General features: G+C 41.5%; 15 protein-coding genes. 5 read left to right on the top strand and 10 right to left on the bottom strand.

The genetic code is table 11. The features are described 5' to 3' along the window. The first annotated feature begins 732 nt into the window (after positions 1-732). Complete coding sequence (locus V7K45_RS26750; protein WP_335008033.1) at positions 733-5487, top strand: beta strand repeat-containing protein; 4755 nt, start codon at positions 733-735, stop codon at positions 5485-5487. A 337-nt stretch (positions 5488-5824) separates the two neighbouring features. Then, positions 5825-6076, top strand: a complete 252-nt coding sequence (locus V7K45_RS26745) for a hypothetical protein (protein WP_442942055.1) — start codon at positions 5825-5827, stop codon at positions 6074-6076. 174 nt (positions 6077-6250) lie between these two features. On the opposite strand, the gene V7K45_RS26740 is transcribed toward V7K45_RS26745, so the two are convergent. From V7K45_RS26740 to fraC, 3 genes are all read right to left on the bottom strand, one after another. Continuing rightward, complete coding sequence (locus V7K45_RS26740) at positions 6251-7030, bottom strand: ABC transporter permease (protein ID WP_335008032.1); 780 nt, start codon at positions 7028-7030, stop codon at positions 6251-6253. Positions 7031-7192: 162 nt separating this feature from the next. Beyond that, positions 7193-8200, bottom strand: a complete 1008-nt coding sequence (fraD, locus tag V7K45_RS26735; protein ID WP_335008030.1) for a septal junction protein FraD — start codon at positions 8198-8200, stop codon at positions 7193-7195. Positions 8201-8260: 60 nt separating this feature from the next. Beyond that, on the bottom strand, positions 8261-8806 hold the full coding sequence (fraC, locus tag V7K45_RS26730) for a filament integrity protein FraC (protein WP_335008029.1): 546 nt from the start codon (positions 8804-8806) through the stop codon (positions 8261-8263). A 238-nt stretch (positions 8807-9044) separates the two neighbouring features. On the opposite strand from fraC, the gene V7K45_RS26725 reads away from it, so the two are divergent. After that, positions 9045-10181 (top strand): cob(I)yrinic acid a,c-diamide adenosyltransferase, encoded by a 1137-nt coding sequence (locus tag V7K45_RS26725; RefSeq protein WP_069068662.1) that lies wholly within the window; start codon positions 9045-9047, stop codon positions 10179-10181. A 42-nt stretch (positions 10182-10223) separates the two neighbouring features. Here V7K45_RS26725 and V7K45_RS26720 read toward each other — a convergent pair whose 3' ends face one another. The 3 genes from V7K45_RS26720 to V7K45_RS26710 all read right to left on the bottom strand — a co-directional run bounded on the left by V7K45_RS26720 (position 10224) and on the right by V7K45_RS26710 (position 12246). Then, positions 10224-11192, bottom strand: coding sequence for a PleD family two-component system response regulator (locus V7K45_RS26720; protein WP_335008027.1), 969 nt, complete (start codon positions 11190-11192; stop codon positions 10224-10226). Beyond that, positions 11189-11485 (bottom strand): Hpt domain-containing protein, encoded by a 297-nt coding sequence (locus V7K45_RS26715; protein WP_335008025.1) that lies wholly within the window; start codon positions 11483-11485, stop codon positions 11189-11191. The genes V7K45_RS26720 and V7K45_RS26715 overlap by 4 nt, the downstream gene beginning before the upstream one ends. A 524-nt stretch (positions 11486-12009) precedes the next feature. Beyond that, entirely contained in the window at positions 12010-12246 is a 237-nt protein-coding gene (locus V7K45_RS26710; protein WP_335008023.1) for a hypothetical protein, read from the bottom strand. 618 nt (positions 12247-12864) lie between these two features. On the opposite strand from V7K45_RS26710, the gene V7K45_RS26705 reads away from it, so the two are divergent. Then, the gene (locus V7K45_RS26705; protein WP_335008021.1) at positions 12865-13875 is read left to right on the top strand and encodes a cyanophycin synthetase; all 1011 of its coding nucleotides are present in this window, start codon (positions 12865-12867) and stop codon (positions 13873-13875) included. 65 nt (positions 13876-13940) lie between these two features. Here V7K45_RS26705 and V7K45_RS26700 read toward each other — a convergent pair whose 3' ends face one another. Then, positions 13941-14291, bottom strand: coding sequence for a hypothetical protein (locus tag V7K45_RS26700; RefSeq protein WP_335008019.1), 351 nt, complete (start codon positions 14289-14291; stop codon positions 13941-13943). Positions 14292-14623: 332 nt separating this feature from the next. Here V7K45_RS26700 and V7K45_RS26695 point away from each other — a divergent pair, with 332 nt between their 5' ends. Beyond that, complete coding sequence (locus V7K45_RS26695; protein ID WP_335008017.1) at positions 14624-14794, top strand: hypothetical protein; 171 nt, start codon at positions 14624-14626, stop codon at positions 14792-14794. A gap of 187 nt (positions 14795-14981) precedes the next feature. Here V7K45_RS26695 and V7K45_RS26690 read toward each other — a convergent pair whose 3' ends face one another. The 3 genes from V7K45_RS26690 to V7K45_RS26680 form a co-directional block, all read right to left on the bottom strand. Further along, positions 14982-15461 carry a YbjN domain-containing protein gene (locus V7K45_RS26690; RefSeq protein WP_335008015.1) on the bottom strand — a complete coding sequence of 160 codons (480 nt, stop codon included), beginning with the start codon at positions 15459-15461 and terminating at the stop codon, positions 14982-14984. A 183-nt stretch (positions 15462-15644) separates the two neighbouring features. Then, a complete protein-coding gene (locus tag V7K45_RS26685) occupies positions 15645-16502 on the bottom strand; it encodes a nitrate ABC transporter ATP-binding protein (RefSeq protein ID WP_335008013.1) in 858 nt (285 codons plus the stop codon). A gap of 304 nt (positions 16503-16806) precedes the next feature. Continuing rightward, a partial coding sequence (locus V7K45_RS26680) for a hypothetical protein (protein ID WP_335008011.1) occupies positions 16807-17081 on the bottom strand: 275 nt, incomplete at its 5' end.

Raw genomic sequence — 17081 nt, 5'->3', positions numbered from 1 at the left:
CCGTAGTTAACACAACTTCTTCTATGATTATGAATGCTCCAACCGTAGTTAACACAGCTTCTTCTTGTAATTATGAATGCTCCAGCTGTAGTTAACGGACTTCTTCTGTAATTATGAATATTCGATCTGTAATTAACACAGCTTCTTCTATGATTATGAATGCTCAAGCCGTAGTTAACACAGCTTTTCTTGTAGTTAAAAATGCTTAAACTGTAAGTAAAACGATGTGAAAAAACCAAACTATTGCGCTGACGCAATTTTTTTGTTCATCTTTCCCTGAACATAATTTTAACGTGATACCAATTTGAAAAATGATTGCGACAGATGGAAAACTGAAACACTTATCCAATGGAGATTTCACAATCCAAAATCCAAAATCTAAAATCTAAAATCCAAAGTGGAGTTATTTATATCCGTCGAACTCAGATTAATTTTAGTGGCTTGAAGCTCGCAGGAGAGTTATTTTTCGATTTCCTCAATTGGCGGTGCTGGTATCTGCTTGTGTTAACTGACGCAGATCCGAATTTCCAATACTGGCTGGTGGTTTTGCACCCATGATGTAATCTAAGAATATCTACATAGATATTCTTAGTAATACATCTTATACTAACTTTTTGCTTAAGTTGACACCAATGATATCTATAGGCCCCTACTTAGAACACAGAACAACTTCAAGTGTAAAACCTTAAAGCTTACTCCCTGACTAACAACAAATAAACAATTGAGAAAATCATGGCTAATTCATCATTCAACCTGCTTAACCTCTCTGCTTTGAATGGCACTAATGGCTTTTTAATTAACGGCATTGCAGAAAATGACCAGCTAGGCTTTTCAGTCAGCAATGCGGGGGACATCAACAACGATGGCATTGACGACCTGATTATTGGGGCAATTTATGCCGACCCCAATGGCAAAAATTCTGCTGGGCAAAGCTATGTGGTGTTTGGGAAGACGAATCTGGGCAGTGGCGGCAGCCTGAATCTCTCTGATTTGAATGGCACTAATGGCTTTATAATTAACGGCATTGCAGCAGGTGACTTATCAGGTACCTCAGTCAGCAATGCAGGGGACATCAACAACGATGGTATTGACGACCTGATTATTGGGGCATCTTCTGCCGACTCCTACAACAAAGATAATGCTGGGCAAAGCTATGTGGTGTTTGGGAGGACGAATCTGGGCAGTGGCGGCAGCCTCAATCTCTCTTCTCTGGATGGCACTAATGGCTTTATAATTAACGGCATTGCAGCAGGTGACTTATCAGGCTTCTTAGTCAGCAATGCGGGGGACATCAACAACGATGGCATTGACGACCTGATTATTGGCGCACCAGATGCCAAACCCTACGGCAAAAATTCTGCTGGGCAAACCTATGTGGTGTTTGGGGGAACCAATCTGGGCAGTGGCGGCAGCCTCAATCTCTCTTCTCTGGATGGCACTAATGGCTTTTTGATTAACGGCATTGCAGAAAATGACTTTTCAGGCTTCTCGGTCAGCAATGCAGGGGACATCAACAACGATGGCATTGGCGATCTGATTATTGGTGCACCGGGTGCCAAACGCAACGGCAAAAATCGTATTGGGCAAAGCTATGTGGTATTTGGGAGGACGAATCTGGGCAGTGGCGGCATCCTCAACCTCTCTTCTTTGAATGGCACTAATGGCTTTTTAATTAACGGCATTGCAGTCAATGACTCTTCAGGTACCTCAGTCAGCAATGCGGGGGACATCAACAATGATGGCATTGACGACCTGATTATTGGCGCACTTAATCCCTACCCCTACGACAGAAATTATCCTTGGCAAAGCTATGTGGTTTTTGGGGGAAGGAATTTGGGCAGTGGCGGCACCCTCAACCTCTCTTCTCTTGATGGTACTAATGGCTTTTTGATTAACGGCATTGCTAGATTTGACGACTCGGAGGGCATCTCAATCAGGAATGCAGGGGACATCAACAACGATGGCATTGACGACCTGATTATTGGCGCACCAGGTGCCAAACCCAACGGCATCCGTAATGCTGGGCAAAGCTATGTGGTGTTTGGGGGAACCAATCTGGGCAGTGGCGGCATCTTCAACCTCGCCTTCTTGAATGGCAATAATGGCTTTATAATTAACGGCATTGCAGCAGGTGACTTATCAGGCAACTCAGTCAGCAATGCGGGGGACATTAACAACGATGGCATTGACGACCTGATTATTGGAGCAACTGGTGCCGACGCCAACGGCAAAGATTTTGCTGGGCAAAGCTATGTGGTATTTGGGGGGACGAATATTGCCAGTAGCAATACTTCTCCTAATCTAACTGGAACAGCCGATGCAGATAACTTATTTGGCACACCTAGCAACAACATCATCAATGGGTTGACTGGTGATGACACCATAAAAGGCAATGGCGGTCAAGATAAATTTTTGTTTCGCCTTGGTGATGGCGATGATACTATCGCCGATTTTGGTGGCATTGGTAAAGGCACAACCCCAACATCAGCGGCGATCGCCAATGCCGACACCTTACAATTTAAAGGTTCGGGTTTAACTGCCCAAAATCTGCAATTAACTCAAAATGGTAACAATTTAGAAGTGACTTTTGAAAAAGTGGCTTTTACGAAAGTCACTTTGCAAAACTTTAAACTAGAAAACCTGGATAACCTCCCAGAAAGCGGTTCACGAACTGCACTTGGCAATATTCTATTTGATGGGCAAACCAACATCGCCGACAGCTTTGATGTCTTTGATGCTAACTCCACTCAAACTACGCTATTCAACAAGAACACGGTGACTTTCCTCAATGACCTCAACAACAATATCACGGGTTTTGACAACTCTGCTGATGTGATTAATGGTCAGGGGGGTGACGACATCATCGACGGCAAAAGTGGCAATGACATACTCAGAGGTGGTACAGGCAATGATACTCTTATCGGTGGTGCAGGCAATGATACCCTTGTCGGTAGTGCGGGTGCTGACCCTTTCTTCAACCTCTCTGACTTGAATGGCACAAATGGCTTTATAATTAACGGCATTGCAGCAGGTGACTCTTCAGGCTATTTAGTCAGCAATGCAGGGGACATCAACAACGATGGCATTGACGACCTGATTATTGGGGCATCTGCTGTCTACCCCTACGACAAAGATTCTGCTTGGCAAAACTATGTGGTGTTTGGGGGGACAAATCTGGGCAGTGGCGGCACCTTCAACCTCTCTGATTTGAATGGCACTAATGGCTTTTTGATTAACGGCATAGCAGAAGGTGACTTTTTAGGCAACTCAGTCAGCAATGCGGGGGATATCAACAACGATGGCATTGACGACCTGATTATTTGGGGACCAAATGCCAACCCGAATGGCAATTCTTATCTTGGGCAAAGCTATGTGGTGTTTGGGCAAACGAATCTGGGCAGTGACGGCACTCTCAATCTCTCTTCTCTGGATGGTACTAATGGCTTTTTCATTAACGGCATTGCAGGAGCTGACTACTCAGACGAGTCAGTAAGCAATGCAGGGGACATCAACAACGATGGTATTGACGACCTGATTATTGGGGCAATTCTTACCTCCCCCAACGGCAAATATGAAGCTGGGCAAAGCTATGTAGTGTTTGGGGGAACGAATCTGGGCAGTGGCGGTACCCTCAACGTCTCTTCCCTAGATGGCACTAACGGCTTCGCCATTAACGGCATTGCAGAATATGGCCACTTAGGTTACTCAGTCAGCAATGCAGGGGACATCAACAACGATGGCATTGACGACCTGATTATTGGGGCACGAAAGTTCTACCCCGAGAGTTCTAATGATGATCCTGGGCAAAGCTATGTAGTGTTTGGGAGAACAAATCTGGGCAGTGGCGGCACCCTCAACCTCTCTGATTTGAATGGTAATAATGGCTTTATAATTAACGGCATTGCAGAAGATAGCGATTCAGGCTCCTTTGTCAGCGATGCAGGGGACATCAATAACGATGGCATTGACGACCTGATTATTGCGGCAAAATATGCTTCCCGCAACGGCAAAGATTTTGTTGGACAAACCTATATAGTGTTTGGGGGAACGAATCTGGGCAGTGGCGGCACCCTCAACCTCTCTGATTTGAATGGCACTAACGGCTTTTTTATTAACGTTATTGCAAAAGGTGACTTCTCAAACTACTCAGTCAGCAAAGCGGGGGACATCAACGGTGATGGCATCGACGACCTGATTATTGGGGAATATAATGCCACCGCCAACGGTAAACAAACTGCTGGGCAAAGCTATGTAGTGTTTGGGGGAACGAATGTAGGCAGTAGCGGCACCCTTAACCTGTCTGACCTGAATGGCACTAATGGCTTCATAATCAACGGCATAGCAGCAAATGACTTATCAGGGAAGTCAGTCAGCAATGCGGGAGACATCAACAATGATGGCATTGACGACCTGATTATCGGGGCAACTGGTGCCGACCCTAACGGCAAAAATGCTGCTGGGCAAAGCTATGTGGTGTTTGGGAGGACGAATATAAACAGTGACGATACCCTTAACTCGACCGTAACTCCTGGTAACGATACCCTGACGAGCAACAGCCGTCAAGATAGATTTGTATTTCGCCCTGGCGATGGCAATGACACCATTACCGATTTTAGTGGCATTGGTAAAGGCACAAAGCCGTCTGTGGCAGAGATTGCTTCCTTGGATACCTTACAATTTATCGGTTCGGGTTTAACTGCCGAAAATCTGCAATTAACTCAAAATGCTAACAACTTAGAAGTTACCTTTGAAAATATTGCTAATACCAAAGTCACTCTGCAAAACTTCAAATTAGAAACCCTCGATAATCTGCCTGCTTCTGGAGCAACACCTGCGATTGGCAATATAGAGTTTGATGGGCAAACCAACATCGCCGACAGCTTTGATGTCTTCGATGCCAACTCTACTCAAACTACTCTGTTTAACAAAAACACAGTTACATTCCTCAATGACCTGAATAACAGCATCACAGGTTTTGAAAACTCCAACGATGTGATTAATGCTCAAGGGGGTAATGACATTATCTACGGCTTGAGTGGCAACGATCTATTGCGAGGCGGTGCTGGTAATGATACTCTCGTCGGTGGTGCTGGCAATGATACTCTTGTCGGCGGTGCTGGCGCTGACTATTTCGTTTACAACACCGATGCAGCCTTTGGTGCGACTGCTGTTGGTGTAGATGCGATGTCTACGACGGGCTACGTCTACGCTGACTTCAACAGTTCCCAAGGCGATAAAATTATCCTGGATAAAACTACTTTTAATGCTATTACTTCAACTGCTGGAACAGGTTTTAGTAACAAGAGTGATTTTCAAATCATTTCTAATGGGGGAACCAGCACAGCGAAAATTATCTACGATGCTGTGAGTGGACAGTTATTTTACAACCAAAATGGCAGTGCGGCTGGTTTTGGTAGTGGCGGTCTATTTGCAACTCTGACTGGTGCGCCAACTCTTACTGCATCAGATTTTGTTGTACAAGTTTAGATGCTATTTTCACATAAATATACTATGCAGTAGAGGCACAGCAATACTCATTGCAACTTAGTGTGAAAACCAGCCTAGAACTAGCTTTTAGATTGTCTCGTTTCCAGTCGGAAACTGCAAATGCTCATCTTCTGGCGATAGAGAGAGCCGCTAGGAGCCGCATTTCTAGCCTCTGGTTGAAAATGAGAGTTGAAAAGGCTTTTTGCTTAAGTTGATACCAATGGGAACTACCGTGTCCCTACGGGTGCAATACCTTTCGGTTAAGGGGAAAAGGGAAAAGAAAAACCTTTAACCTTTACCCCTTAACCTTTTCCCCAAACCCAATTTCAAGTTAAAAATGCTTAACCGAACAGTATTGCCTACGGGTGCACTTGACTCTTCCAAAGTAGAAATTGAAGAGTTAGAACAAACCTTGGGTGGTTTCTCTGAAAAAATGCTTATGGGAATCGGCTTTAAATATGGCAAAGATAGCCGCGAATATGAGATGGCTGGTGGAGTTCGCAAAAGTGAACGTATCCGTAAAAGCAGAGCAACTCGCTTGAAAACTATTGCACAAAAAGCATCTAGCCAAGGCACTCAACCCTTGTAGATGTGTAAACAATACAGTTTGGATAGGCAGGGGCAGAGGGGCAGCACAACTCTTGGAGAGGCTGCGCCAACGGCTACGCTCAGTGACCGAGGAGCAGGGGAGATGGGGGAGATGAGGGAGAAGAATTAATAACCAATGACAAATGACAAATGACAAATGCCCAATGCCCAATGTCTAAAATTCACGTTGTGAAAAGATTGCAATAGCGATCGCTAACAACATGGCACTATAAAGTAAGCCATAAGTAGCATTCATAATCAGTGCCGTGGTGTCAGGTAGTGCTTGCAGACCATAAACGGCATCATTTTTCAAATCTAATCGAGATAAATCTGGCAAGAAAAGAAACAAAGCTTGAGTTAGACGTTCCATACCAGGGTTACGGCTAAGACGACCAAGTTGTACTAAATCTTGAGTAATATTTCCGATTAAATATACCGCAAAGGTTAAAACAGTCGCAAGCAGAGAAGCAGTAAAAACACCAAAGGTAATAGCCACAGCAGTAATTAATGACAACTGCAAAAATAAGAAAATTGCAGCAATTAGAATGCTTGCTGTCGGATGAGGAATATTACCAATTTGCAGAAATAGCAGATAAATTACTGTCATCGTGGCCACAAGCACAGCTAGGACTGCGGATAAACCCAAGTATTTGCCGACGATAATTTCGCTGCGACTAACAGGTTTAGCAATTAATACTAAAATAGTGCGTTTTTCAATTTCTTTATTAATTAGTCCCGTACCAATAAATATTGTAATAATTAACCCGATGGCATTCATCGCTGCCATCCCAAAGTCTAAAAACATTTTATCTTCAGCCGTAGCTGCAAATTCAGGAAGGACGCGGAAGGCAGTGGCGAGTACTAGCGCATAAAAACCAATAATATATAGGATGCGATCGCGTACCACTTCCTGAAATACATTCTTTGCCAATACAAAAATTCTGTTAATAGTCATTTGTCATTTGTCACTTGTACTGAGCGAAGTCGTTGGCGCAGCCTCTCGTAGAGAAGTATTTGTCATTTGTCATTGGGAAGAGGCAGAAGATAAAAAGGTAATTTTATTATTCTTCCCCCTGCCCCTCTGCCCCTCTGCCCCTCTGCCCCTCTGCCCCATTCCTCACTGCTGCGGAGGCGGTGAACCAGAAATTAATTTACTGGCGCGATCGCATTCAATTTCTGCAACTGTAATCTTATTCTCTGAATTAGTAGCTGCTGCAAGTGGTTCAATGCGACAAGATTTTTTTAAGTAATAGCCCCGTGGGTTAGAACTCGGGCCTATCCAAATACTTAATAAATCTAATATATATCCAGACTTAGTATTAGTTACACGCGGTTCAACGCGCCATAGTTCCTTCTCTTCATATTTACTCAGGTTCTTTTTAATGATTTCCCTACCCAGACTCCCTACCCGCTGTTTCGCATCTAGCAACCATTTCTCTACTTCTGACCAAGGTCTTTGGGCTATTTGCTCTACTACTATTGGTTGAAGTCTCTGGAGAATTACAACGCCGTTTCGGGGAATTTTTACTGCCGGTTCTGTTCTGACAAGAAAGGTACTATGTTTGAAAGTATCTGCTTGCAAACTGGGATATTGTCGTAACCAATTATCTGTCACAAAGTGAAACTGAATCCAGCAACTTAGAAGCATACTACTAGCAACTAAAATTATGATTCTTTGGCGGTCTTGTGGCTTAGGAATTCGAGCTTTTGCTTCGGTGTCATTTCCTTCAATAAACTCTGGTATTGCTGTAATTAGTGCTGAAATTGTCGGCCAAAAAACGATTGTTCTGGGTGTAATTACGTCTCGTTGATCTCCGAATGCAAAAACACTCACTAAGAATCCAGTGATTACTGCCCCGACTGGCATAAAAGTACCAGGAACCCTCAAAGGATCTTCTGTTGTATACCAAGCTGTACCAGCAATTAAAAATAACCAACCGAAAAAGGCAATTATATCTTTGATATAACCTGTAGCACAATATGAGAGTATCCAAGAAAAAATACTCAGATAAATAAATGTCTGCCAAGAATAAGCTTTGGGTGGAACTAATAATTTTCTAATTCCTGCATAAAGCCCTTCAGCAAATTTAAAAACCCCAAATACATCTTTTAGTAGCGTATTCATATTCCTCCTTACACCCGATCGATCGTTATTTATCCTCGGAATTAAACAAGTAATTTCTTGCTATTTTGAACGAAATAATAAAATAATAGTTATTGCAGTATAGCTTAGAGAATTTGCTATTAGTATAGTTGTAACTAAATTAGTATTTTGAAAATTAAGGGTAGTAAAACGACGCCGTTGCAGGCGCTGAGATGTTTTAGGTTCCTCTTCCTCTTCCTTTTTCGCAAATGATTCATTTAATGAGAATAACAAGACCCTTAAAATGAAAAATTTCATCAAAAAAGTAGTAAAAAAAATTATACAAGCAGTTAAAATAATTAAAGGCTGTGTATTTGGCGATTTAAAATTATTAAAAAACATATAGTTAATTAATTCTGATTTCACCTGTATTGGTAACATTGGTTCTGATACAAAAAATATGAACCAACCAATTACGCTAGAAAACAGATTGATAGAAATTGCATAAAAAGTACTGGTTTTTTTGTCAAATTTTAGTCGAGAATGCAAAACATAAGCTTCGATGGGGATGGCAATCAGTACAAATAAAAAGTCAAACAGAAATCCACCAATGGGAAAAACCCTGGGAAGCATCCAATTGTCAAGCATAAATGGTTACGGGTAAGGGTTAACTGTAGTGAGTATAACTGGGATAGTAAGGGTGATGGGGGAAATTATCCCATTGTTCTTGTCCTTTACTATGCGGGTGTGCCAGTATTCCTCTATTGATATTGTTAATAGATCGAACTGACCCTTGTACAGAGGCGTTAGAGGGGTAGTTTCTCTATCTGAGAGTACAAGAGGTTAGGTAAGATTAAAGACTGCCATAGTTATAGCTTTTCCAGAGATGACAAGGAACGGTATTGGAATTCGGACGGCGCAAGTGCGTCAAGAACGGCTTATTGGTCAAATTCACGTCTATGATGGTCTGGGTAAAGGTAAATCTCAAGCGGCTTTAGGGGTGGTTTTGCGCTCCATTGGCTTGGGAATAAATACGCCTAGCAATTCTAATCGTGTTTTACTGCTGCGATTTTTAAAAGGGCCAGAACGTGATTATGACGAAGATGGCGCGATCGCAGCTTTACAACGCGGGTTTCCCCATTTAATTGACCAGGTTCGCACCGGGAGAGCGGAATTTTTTGGTCCGGAGGAAATTACCACCTTTGACCGAGATGAAGCAATGCGGGGTTGGGATGTCGCCAAAGGTGCGATCGCTAGTGGTTTATATTCAGTTGTCGTCTTAGATGAAATTAACCCAGTTCTGGATTTGGGTTTGCTACCAGTGGATGAAGTCGTAAAGACATTAAAATCCAAACCCCAAGAGTTGGAAATCATCGCCACTGGACGCGCCGCACCCCAAAAATTGCTCGATATTGCAGATTTGCACTCAGAAATGAAACCTCATCACCACCCAACAGCCAAAGCTCTCTTCCTGGAAGGGATTGAAATTTATACTGGTGCTGGTAAAGGTAAGTCTACTAGTGCTTTGGGCAAAGCTTTACAGGCGATTGGTAGGGGAATTAATCATCCAGGGTCTACCCGTGTATTGATTATGCAGTGGCTTAAAGGTGGTAGCGGCTACACAGAAGACGCCGCGATCGCCGCTTTGCAGCAGTCATATCCAGAAGTGGTGGATCATCAGCGTTGCGGTGGAGATGCGATTGTCTGGCGAAATTCCCGACAAGAATTAGATTATGTAGAAGCCGAACGAGGTTGGGAAATTGCCAAAGTTGCGATCGCCTCTGGATTGTATAAAACTATTATTCTCGATGAACTCAATCCTACCGTTGACTTAGAATTACTCCCCGTTGAACCCATTGTCCAAGCTTTACTCCGCAAACCCCGCGACACCGAAATTATTATCACTGGCCGTTGCCAAAATCCACCAGCATACTTCGACTTGGCTAGCGTCCACTCAGAGGTTTATTGCCACAAACACTATGCTAATCAAGGTGTAGAACTTAAACGAGGTGTAGATTTTTAAATGGGGCATGGGGCATTGGGCAGATAACTGAATGTTGGCACATTAGCGGAAATTTGTACTTTCGGGTAGTAAAATATTTTGCACAAAACGATCGCGTCCTGTTGCCTTTGCTTGATACAACGCTCGATCCGCTCCGGCAATCATTTCTTCTAAGTCAGAATCTGGCTGAGGAATTTCTGTCGTAAACCCAACACTAATAGTTACATGAGAACTAACTTGAGAATTTTGATGAGGAATTGCTAATGCTCGGACAGCATCACAAATTTGGTCAGCAACATGAGCCGCCCCCTTGGTGTCTGTGTTAGGTAAAATCACAGCAAATTCTTCCCCACCATAACGGGCAACTAAATCTCCGGGACGTTTAATAATATCTTTAATAGCTTGGGCAATTTTCTGAAGACAGCGATCGCCTACCCGATGACCATAGGTATCATTATATAATTTGAAGAAATCAACATCGCAAAGAATCAGAGAAAGCGGACGTTGCTCGCGTTTTAGACGCTGCCACTCTTGGTAAAAATACTCTTCAAACCGTCGGCGATTAGCTACTTGAGTTAATCCATCGATAGTAACTAATCGTTGCAATTCCAGATTTACGGCTTCCAGTTTTTGCTGTAACTGAGATTGCTGAATCAAACGTTTTACCCGTTGTCGCAAAACTGGCCAGTGAATCGGTTTGGTAATAAAATCCATTGCTCCCACTGCAAATGCACGGTCAACTGACTCTTGATCTTCAAGTCCTGTAATCATTAAAACTGGAGTGTGCTTGTTACAATCCAGAAGCTTCAACTGAGTACAACACTCGAATCCATCCATATCTGGCATTATGGCATCAAGGAGTACTATATCAGGGTGCAATTGGTTAAAAACATTTATTGCCTCTATGCCATTTTGAGCTTCCACTATTTGATAGCCTTCCCGCTCTAAGAAATGCCGCAGTATCAGGCGAATAAAAGGTTCATCATCAACAATTAAAACTAAAGATTGGCTTTCTTGAGCAGTGGCTTTCATGGTACTTCCTTCGCGAGTTCTTTTTCTAAGGCAGTTTTAACTTGTTCATATTCTTGATACAGTAGTGAAAGTAATTCTAAATTGTTTTCTAAGTTACTGCTGCGTGCCTGTACTTCTAATAGTTTGCAAAGGTGAGCTAGGGCGATCGCTCCAATAGAAGCACTGCTGGACTTGAGTTTGTGTGCTGTTTTCCATATAGTTTGGATATCCTGACTTGCGATCGCTGTGCTGATATGTTGCACTAGTCTGGCTGCCTCTGTAAGATAACACTCAATTAGTTCAGTAAATGCCACACAATATCCTCTAAGCATAAGCTGCAAGGATTGAAGGATTTTGGTATCAATTTTGGGCGTTGCATAATTGAAGCATGAATTTGAGCGTAGGCGTAGCCCGCACTTCTCTACGAGACGCTCCGCGAACGACAAGCTCAGTGACCATCGTAGACATCGCTATGCAGTGTCCAAGGTGTGCATCAAGTCATATCCGCAATAACGGCAGAAAATATGGTACAAGGTACTATAAACCAAAAGATCCCCAACTTTCTTCAAGAAGTTGGGGATCTGAGGCTTTCGCTGGAAAGCAAATTAAATATAGTGGTTCGCGCAAATTTTAAGTAGACTACACCTGCGATCGCAAGAAAAGGGTAATAAAGATTCAAAACTAATACAGTCTAGAATGAGCAACAAAACCAGATTGTAGAGACGCGATTTATCGCGTCTTGATTTATCGCGTCTTAAAAGACCAATTATCTACACCAATAACCCTTAAGCCAAGCATATTGGATTAAAAACAAGGGTTAGTGCCATTTGCTTGTACTTTAAATTGCAGCTTCTTGGCGTTGACAATCAAAAACAACCATGTAGGAAGCATCTGGTATTTCTTGAGGAAGGTGCCGCATATAGCCATCGGCATCAGAACGACTGCGGAAGCGAGCAACAATTTCCCGTTGCGTATTAGGAAGTTGACGAGCGATCGCCCAAGAATTGAGACGTTCTTTATACGCAATAGTCTGATTGTCTGATTGAGGAGTTTTGTTATCCGTATTTTCTGGCATAATTATGTTAACCGTATGAAGTTTAATGAAGGGCGTTAATTAGTTTCTAGGTAGGAATGCACTAACGCTTTTTTTAATGCTGCTGCCACCTTGTTATTCGATTATTAATAAATTGTCAACACTGAGCGCTATATTTTAGACCAATTAAGTTCAAATTTTCAGGTGGCAATGAATCTCAAAGCCTTAATTTGCAATTGTTTCCAGGACACAACAATGTTTAAGCAAAAAGTTTGGCAATTATTGAGTTTGCATTATTTGTATGCATACACATAAGTAAAGTCCGCATCAGTGGTAAAACAAACATTAATGTCTAAAAACATACTATTTAGAAGTTGAAGAGAAAATTAATAATGTACATAGAATTAATCAGCACGTACACACTCTTAATTTGTATATAGTGTGATTAGTAAAGCTACATTGCAGGCATTTACATTTTTTATAGTTACTTGAGAATAATTAAACTTTCATAGTTTATTTAAATATCTAAAAATGAATTTTACTTCAGCTTTTGACTAGAGTTTTAGGGATAAAATATAGTGCAATTGTTTCAACTAAACATTCTTGACTAATTGTCACAAAATAGTTAAAATTCTTTCGATTGAATTATAGTTATCGATAATGAAAACACCATTTGTAACATCAATAATTCAAAAAATAGCAGAAGAAATAGGAGCATTAGTTTTAATAGATCCAGAATGCACTTTTATGGGATTGATTACATTTAAAAACGGCAATAAAACCTTTTTTCGTAATACCAGGTTTAGTATTAATTCTTTTGGCTCAGTTGCAATTGCTAAAGACAAAGCAGTTTCAAACTTTTTTCTGAATAAATTTGGCTATAAAGTTACTGAAGGAAAAACATTTTTTAGTGACGAATTATGTGAAGAGATAGCTAATCCTAGAAATATAGATGCAGGATTTTATTATGCTAAGGAGTTGGGATTTCCTGTAATTGTCAAGCCGATTAATCTTAGCCAAGGGATGTTTGTTACCAAGGTTCATAATAAGCAAGAATATTATCAAGTAGCTAAGAAAATATTGCGAAAAATCTCAGGATTGATTGTTGAGCGATTCTATAGTGGCAATGATTATAGAATCGTAGTACTTGATGATAAAGTCGTTTCGGCATATCAAAGAATCCCCTTATTTATCATCGGAGACGGTCAATCTACTGTTTTGCAACTTATGGAACAGAAGCAGGAAACTTTTATCAAAAATGGTAGAAAAGAAATTATAGATTTTGAAGATTACAGAATCAAAAAAAACTTGCGAAGGCGGAAGCTAAATTTTAGTAATGTTATACCTAAGAATAATATAGTTTATCTTTTAGATAATGCAAATTTATCAACTGGAGGTGAGGCAATAGATTTCACTGAAAATATCCATCCTGATTTTAAAAAATTAGCAGTAAATATTACAAAAGATATGGAATTGAGATTATCAGGGGTGGATATTCTTGCTAGTGATATAACCTCACCAATGGAAGATTATACAATTATTGAAGTAAATGGCGCTCCTAGCTTAACTCACTATGCGTCATTTGGTGAAGTTCAGACAAAAAGAGTCGAAAATTTATATCTCCAAGTTCTCAAAATACTTGAAAATGAGAATAACAGAGTAAATAATTGATTTTGACTGGAGGCGAAGCAGAGGTTGCTCCCCTCCTGAATTCTTTTTCAATTCTACTGAACTCTTCACCACTCCTTATCTAGTAAGGATTCAAATTCAGCTTGTAAGGCGGTTATATCCGCCAACCTTGTGACTAGTAAATTATCCTTACCAGCATCATTTAAACGCACTTTCCAATAACGAATACTGTCTGAGTTATTCAACCAAAACTTAATCACGGTATCTACCACTTGATCCAAATTCCAATCCCACTTTGCTGGAACTGATTCTACCGATTCTAAAAACGTATCTAGCGTACACGTATGCATTCCCAAGTATTCCACACCTTGGTGGGGTGGTTTTTGCCCGTTTTGCTGTTGCTGATTAAAAAACTGCAAAAGTGGAGATATTCCTACAATATCAAAAGTGTATTTCATGCCACTACTCCCTATTTTATATTACTTACAGGAAATATTTAGTTTTTTCTATTTCTAAAATAATATCTGGAAAGGAACTAAAGCATCTACAGAAAGTGCAGTTTTAGTCTATATCATAGGCGTTAAACTTCAGCTATTAATTAGCACTTGCAAGCATTGAGTGCTAATATTTATTTGAGAGTTTGATTGATTACTAAAAAGTTTCAGGCATTAATTAAAGGATGCATATATCTTTAATAATTATTTAATTAGTTATGTTACGACTTGTAAAGGCTAGATCCTCCCTAACTCACCTTTTGAGGGCTGGTGATTACCAATAAAGCGGCTGTGTAATGAAATCAGTAAGCCAACACATAACCTGGACGCGATCGCGTCTGTCAAGCAAACTGCCTTTCTGGAGCGATCGCGCCCAAAAAGCAGATGGGGTCAAGTCAAAGGAATATAAACCAAATTCAATTGACAGTGCAGTTTTAAAAGTGTCACTTACTAGACTCCCGTTTTGATTGAAGCGGTGATACTATTTATTTGTGTGAGGAGCAAGTTAAAAATAAAAAGCGCCTGGGGTGGAAACACGGCAACACTCCCAAGCGCTTTTTAATTGGTATACAGAAAAAATTCTTTGCAGATTCGCCCAAACTGGATGGCTATACATCGGATGTAGCAATAGCCCAATCTAAAATCTAAAAATCCTTAAGTTGCACCAAATTCAGTTTGTAAGGCTTCATCGTTATTATCAGCGATCGTTGCCACAACAGTAATTAGCCGAGACACTTCGCCAGGAGATAATTCTGCTAAGGTGCGTGTCGATATTACAACCACTCGGTTTTCAATAATACCGAAACGCGCTTCAAAAGTACTAGAGCAGTTCAACTCCAAAAGATATCGCATCAACTTAGGTTCATTTTTGGCAGGTAAATTTAGCACCGCAGACCAAACCGTTATTGTGTCTTCATCGGTTGTGCCGTTGAGTTGGACAAATACTTCCACACTTCCATATTTGAACTTCCACTGATAACCACCCTCTGGAGTGTGGCTAACCATCGCACTGTCATCTTGTTCCAAAGAGTCGATGACATTTTCAATTACCTCAACATGGTTAATGCTTGTCGTCTCGCGGATTAAATCATTAACGGATTCGTTACTAGTTACGGTTTCTGGGTAGCTGGTCATACAGATTTTTTCTCAACATACTCGCTCTACACATACTTTATAACTTGTAGACGTAGTTGTAGGGTTCTTACCGCCAGCATCTGGTATTATTCTGGAAAAATGAATGACGATTACAGCAGTTTTGATGTATTTGAACCACACCTGTCGTAGGGGCGCAAGACCTTGCGCCCCCACAGCATAGTCTTAACCTACGTCATCATGGGCAAAGCGGTTAAAGAGGAAGTCTAGGGCATAGTTACGCAGTTGGTAATATTGGGGATCTTCCATGATGCGGCTGCGATCGCGCGGACGAGAAAAAGGAATTTCCATAACTTCGCCTATTTTCGCGTGGGGGCCATTGGTCATCATTACCAATTTGTCTGCTAAAAATAGTGCCTCGTCGATGTCGTGGGTAATCATTAGCACTGTACAACGGTTATCGCCCCAAATTTTGAGCAATTCTTCCTGTAATTCTTCTTTGGTGATGGCATCTAGCGCCCCAAAAGGTTCATCTAAAATTAAGACTTTCGGACGAATCGCCAAAGCACGGGCGATAGAAACTCGTTGTCTCATCCCGCCGGACATTTGCATTGGTTTCTTTTCCATTGCATCAGCCAGTCCCACCATTGCTAGATGATCGCGGACGATCGCTCTTTTTTCAGCTTGTGGTTTGTTGGGATAAACGGCGTTAACAGCTAAGTAGATATTTTCAAAAGCAGTTCGCCAAGGTAACAGGGCATAGTTTTGGAAGACAACCATCCTGTCTGGGCCTGGTTGGGTGATTGGTTCTCCTTCGAGTAAGACTTGCCCGGAGGTGGGAAAGTTAAAACCGGATACCATATTTAACAATGTCGATTTGCCACAGCCAGAGTGGCCAATGACGCAAATAAACTCGCCTTGTTCTACGTTGAGGTTAACGCCGTCGAGTACGGTAAAGGGGCCTTTTTTTGTGGGATAGACTTTAGTAACGTCTTTAATTTCTAGAAAAGGTCTGCGGTTGGTGGTTGCACTGACGAATGGTTTTCCTAGTGTGCTTGTAGCTGTTGAGTTACGATTTTGCATGGTATTTGGTATTTGGGGATTAAAAAGCTAAATGTACGGGATGCAAAAATGAATATTCTGACCTTTCTTCGTCTAAGGGCTACTGCGTACACACAAGTCTGAAATAGCTGATTAACCAGGGTTTTACCCCACCCTAACCCTCCCCGTATGTATTGGGGAGGGAACTAGATTTCTTTTTTCCCCCCAATACATCGGGGGGATTAAGGGGGGTAATTCGATTTGTGTGTAGAAGGGGAGAGGCTTTGAATTTTCGCCCTTCCTTACAAAAGAAGGGGATGGGGGGTTAGGTCTTTTGCTGGTTTTTTCAAATGATGTAAAAAGTCAGAATGTTAACGGAGATCAAAGGTGGATTCATCCAGTTCAAAGACTCGTTGACGGAGATCAAAGGTGGATTCATCCAGTTCAAAGACTCGTTGACGGAGATCAAAGGTGGATTCATCCAGTTCAAAGACTCGTTGACGGAGATCAAAGGTGGATTCATCCGGTTCAAATACTCGTTGACGGAGATCAAAGGTGGATTCATCCAGTTCAAATACTCGTTAACGGAGATCAAAGGTGGATTCATCCAGTTCAAATACT

The organism is Nostoc sp. (genome assembly GCF_036917375.1).
Classification (GTDB): Bacteria; Cyanobacteriota; Cyanobacteriia; order Cyanobacteriales; family Nostocaceae; genus Nostoc.
The sequence above is the reverse complement of the archived record's forward strand: the minus strand, read 5'-3'. Positions and strand labels throughout refer to the sequence as shown.

Coding starts and splice junctions, on each gene's coding strand:
- fraD (WP_335008030.1), bottom strand. CDS start 8,200: ATGAATACGCTACTAAAAGATGTATTTGGGGTTTTTAAATTTGCTGAA.
- V7K45_RS26740 (WP_335008032.1), bottom strand. CDS start 7,030: ATGACTATTAACAGAATTTTTGTATTGGCAAAGAATGTATTTCAGGAA.
- V7K45_RS26745 (WP_442942055.1), top strand. CDS start 5,825: ATGCTTAACCGAACAGTATTGCCTACGGGTGCACTTGACTCTTCCAAA.
- V7K45_RS26700 (WP_335008019.1), bottom strand. CDS start 14,291: ATGAAATACACTTTTGATATTGTAGGAATATCTCCACTTTTGCAGTTT.
- V7K45_RS26725 (WP_069068662.1), top strand. CDS start 9,045: ATGACAAGGAACGGTATTGGAATTCGGACGGCGCAAGTGCGTCAAGAA.
- V7K45_RS26695 (WP_335008017.1), top strand. CDS start 14,624: ATGAAATCAGTAAGCCAACACATAACCTGGACGCGATCGCGTCTGTCA.
- V7K45_RS26685 (WP_335008013.1), bottom strand. CDS start 16,502: ATGCAAAATCGTAACTCAACAGCTACAAGCACACTAGGAAAACCATTC.
- V7K45_RS26750 (WP_335008033.1), top strand. CDS start 733: ATGGCTAATTCATCATTCAACCTGCTTAACCTCTCTGCTTTGAATGGC.
- V7K45_RS26710 (WP_335008023.1), bottom strand. CDS start 12,246: ATGCCAGAAAATACGGATAACAAAACTCCTCAATCAGACAATCAGACT.
- V7K45_RS26705 (WP_335008021.1), top strand. CDS start 12,865: ATGAAAACACCATTTGTAACATCAATAATTCAAAAAATAGCAGAAGAA.
- V7K45_RS26690 (WP_335008015.1), bottom strand. CDS start 15,461: ATGACCAGCTACCCAGAAACCGTAACTAGTAACGAATCCGTTAATGAT.
- V7K45_RS26720 (WP_335008027.1), bottom strand. CDS start 11,192: ATGAAAGCCACTGCTCAAGAAAGCCAATCTTTAGTTTTAATTGTTGAT.
- fraC (WP_335008029.1), bottom strand. CDS start 8,806: ATGCTTGACAATTGGATGCTTCCCAGGGTTTTTCCCATTGGTGGATTT.